Source organism: Tabrizicola sp., assembly GCF_051645465.1.
In the GTDB taxonomy this organism is placed as follows: Bacteria; Pseudomonadota; Alphaproteobacteria; order Rhodobacterales; family Rhodobacteraceae; genus Tabrizicola.
In genome coordinates this window covers 1-2,653 of record NZ_JBOFBI010000373.1, presented here as the reverse complement: position 1 = coordinate 2,653, position 2,653 = coordinate 1, and the positions used below count along the sequence as shown (strand labels likewise).

General features: G+C 64.0%; 3 protein-coding genes. All 3 read left to right on the top strand.

What is annotated here, in order from left to right:
• Positions 1-514: 514 nt before the first annotated feature.
• Positions 515-1,366: a HalD/BesD family halogenase gene (locus ACRCSW_RS22975; protein ID WP_438707973.1), complete on the top strand. Its 852-nt coding sequence runs from the start codon at positions 515-517 to the stop codon at positions 1,364-1,366.
• Positions 1,367-1,751: 385 nt separating this feature from the next.
• The gene (locus tag ACRCSW_RS22970) at positions 1,752-1,997 is read left to right on the top strand and encodes a DUF4170 domain-containing protein (protein ID WP_438707972.1); all 246 of its coding nucleotides are present in this window, start codon (positions 1,752-1,754) and stop codon (positions 1,995-1,997) included.
• A gap of 3 nt (positions 1,998-2,000) precedes the next feature.
• The coding region (locus tag ACRCSW_RS22965) for a 3-deoxy-D-manno-octulosonic acid transferase (RefSeq protein WP_438707971.1) at positions 2,001-2,653 on the top strand (653 nt) is incomplete at its 3' end.

Genomic DNA, 2,653 nt, shown 5'->3' with positions numbered 1-2,653 from the left:
GGACGAGATCGAAAGGATGTATGGGCCGTGAGAAAGAGCGCCCCGCCAGCCGTTGTGGCAGCTTGATGTCCGCCATGGGGGACATTGGTGCCCTTCATCGTTGTCGCAGCAGAGGGCCGCGCCTGGCCGCGGGCGGGCGCTTCCTCCGCCCGTGGTCTGCGCGTTATGGTGCCGTCCCGCCCCCGGCTGATCCCCACGCAGGTTCCGCGATCGCGCCCGCCCTCAGGGGCGGTCAGGCGCGGCCCGGGGGCGCTTCGCGCTGTTAACCCCGGGCGGGAATAATCCCCAAACGCCACGGCAAAGGCGCCTTGTCCCTGACGGCGGCTCAAAAGCTCGAAGCGTCATGCCCCCGGAACGACGGGGACGGGGACACAGCAGCCGTTGATGTCCGCCCGGCCAGCGACCGCATACCCCACTTCCGCCGAAAACGACCCCGCAATGTCGTGATCCCGGTAGCATGCAGTTTGCCAAAAGACCGTAGTGCGATCTCTGCACCTCAATCGTGGGCGAACCAATGCAACTTGCGGCCAAGGACCTGATCAACCTCGAAGACTATCCGATTTCGACGCCCGGACCTTTGCGTGATGCAATCCTGACCCGGGTGCGCGGTGAGCTTGAACTGCGGGGATGTGCAGTCCTCAAGGGCTTCCTGAAACCGACAGGGATTGCCGCTGCAGTTGCCGAAGCCGATGGCGTAGCCGACAAGGGCCACCGCAGCTACTCGCGCACCAACGCCTATTTCACAAAGGACGACCTGAGCCTGCCCGAGACCGATCCCAGACGCCGGTTCTTTGACAGATCGAACGCGTTCATCCCGGCTGACAACTTTCATGCAGATGGAGCTTTGCGGACCATCGTCGACAGCGAAGGGTTCGACACGTTCATTCGTGAATGTCTTCAGGAACCCGAAGACCGTTTCTTTCGTTATGCCGACCCGCTGGCCGACGTGATCGTGAATGCAGCCTGGGAGGGCAATGGGTTCCCCTGGCACTTCGACACCAACAATTACACCGTCACGCTGGCGCTGCAAAACGCAGACGTTGGCGGAGCCTTCGAATACTCCCCGATGATCCGCAGCAGCGACGACGAGAACTTTGACGAGGTTTCCAAGGCCCTCGACGGCACCTCCGACAAAGTGATTTCGCTGAAGCTCGAACCCGGCGATCTGCAGCTGTTCAAAGGACGCTACTCGTTGCATCGTGTAGCACCCCTCGAAGGCTCGACGCCCCGCTACGTTGCAATTCTGTCCTACGCGCAGGAGCGAGGCATGGTGGGTAGCGTCGAGCGCACCCGACAGCTCTATGGAAGAACACTTCCTATCCACCACGAGCGAGCCGGGCAGCGGGGAGACGCCTTGATTGATTGACTGACCGGCTGAACCAACCTGCGGCGCTGCCAGACAGTGGTCGTCTTCGGAAACCTGTCGGGTTCGCAAGCGGACATTGAAGCGGCCCGCAGTATCAGTCAAACTGAGCTCTCGAAGCAGTCGTTTCCGATTTGAAGCTGTCAATTTCTGCCAAAGCGCAGAGCAACGGTGGTGGCGCGTGGCGGCAGCTCGGTCAACTCCAGGCGACTGGTACAGAATTTCGGCGCCCTCGCTCGTCAAACCCCTAACAAAACCTTTACGAAAATCGCAAAGTATATATTTTTCAATATCTTACCTGACTTAACAACCTTGTTATACCCTCCTTCCCCCCAACCTCAATCCCGGATACCTTGCGGCGCGACCAACCTTGGCACGGAGCCCCTCGATGACCCAGCGCCTTCACCTCGTCTTTGGCGGCGAGCTGGTGGACCCCCAGACGAACGTCTTCAAGGACGTCTCGCAGCTCCACATCGTCGGCATGTTCCCCGACTACGAAACCGCCTTCCGCGCCTGGAAAGCCGAGGCGCAGCGGACCGTCGACAACGCCCACATGCGCTACTTCATCGCCCATATCCACCGCCTCCGCGACGAGGCGAAACCCGGCTCCGCGACCGAGGAGCTTGGGCACTGATCCATGGCCCCCTCGCTCGGCCTTACGCTCTACAATCTCGGGCAGCGCCGCGATCCCGGTGCGGACCCTTCACGCCCGCCCCGCCCCACCGGGCGGCTCGCCTGGCTCCATGCGCCGTCGGCCGATGCCGGTCGCTCGATCCTGCCGCTCGCCCGGCGGCTGGTCGAGGACGATGGCCTCTCGGTCGTCCTCACCTGCCCAGCCGAGCTTCCCCCGCGCGACGGCATCATGATCCAGCGCCCCCCGACCGACACCCCGCAGGAAGCGCGTCAGTTCCTCGATCACTGGAAGCCCGAGATCGCCATCTTCGGTGAAGGCGAGATCCGCCCCGCCGCCCTGCACGAGGCGGCGCAACGACGGCTCCCGCTCCTCCTCGTCGACGGTCGCGCCCCATGGCTCCCCCGCGAACGGGATCGCTGGTATCCCGGCCTGATGCGCGCCGCCCTCTCGACCTTCCGGCACATCCTGGCGGTCGACGAAGCCTCGGCCCGCGCCTTCCGCAAGGCAGGTGCGGCGCTCTCTACCGTCGCCGTCACCGGGCGGATGGAGGAAGGCAGCGCCGCGATGCCCTGCCTCGAGGCCGAGCGCGCCGCCCTCGCCCGGCTTTTCACCGCGCGCCCGGTCTGGTTCGCGGTCAGCCTGCCCGAGGCGGAGGA

Bases quoted from the DNA above. Each gene is read 5' to 3' on its own strand.
- ACRCSW_RS22970 (WP_438707972.1), top strand. From the start codon at position 1,752: ATGACCCAGCGCCTTCACCTCGTCTTTGGCGGCGAGCTGGTGGACCCC.
- ACRCSW_RS22975 (WP_438707973.1), top strand. From the start codon at position 515: ATGCAACTTGCGGCCAAGGACCTGATCAACCTCGAAGACTATCCGATT.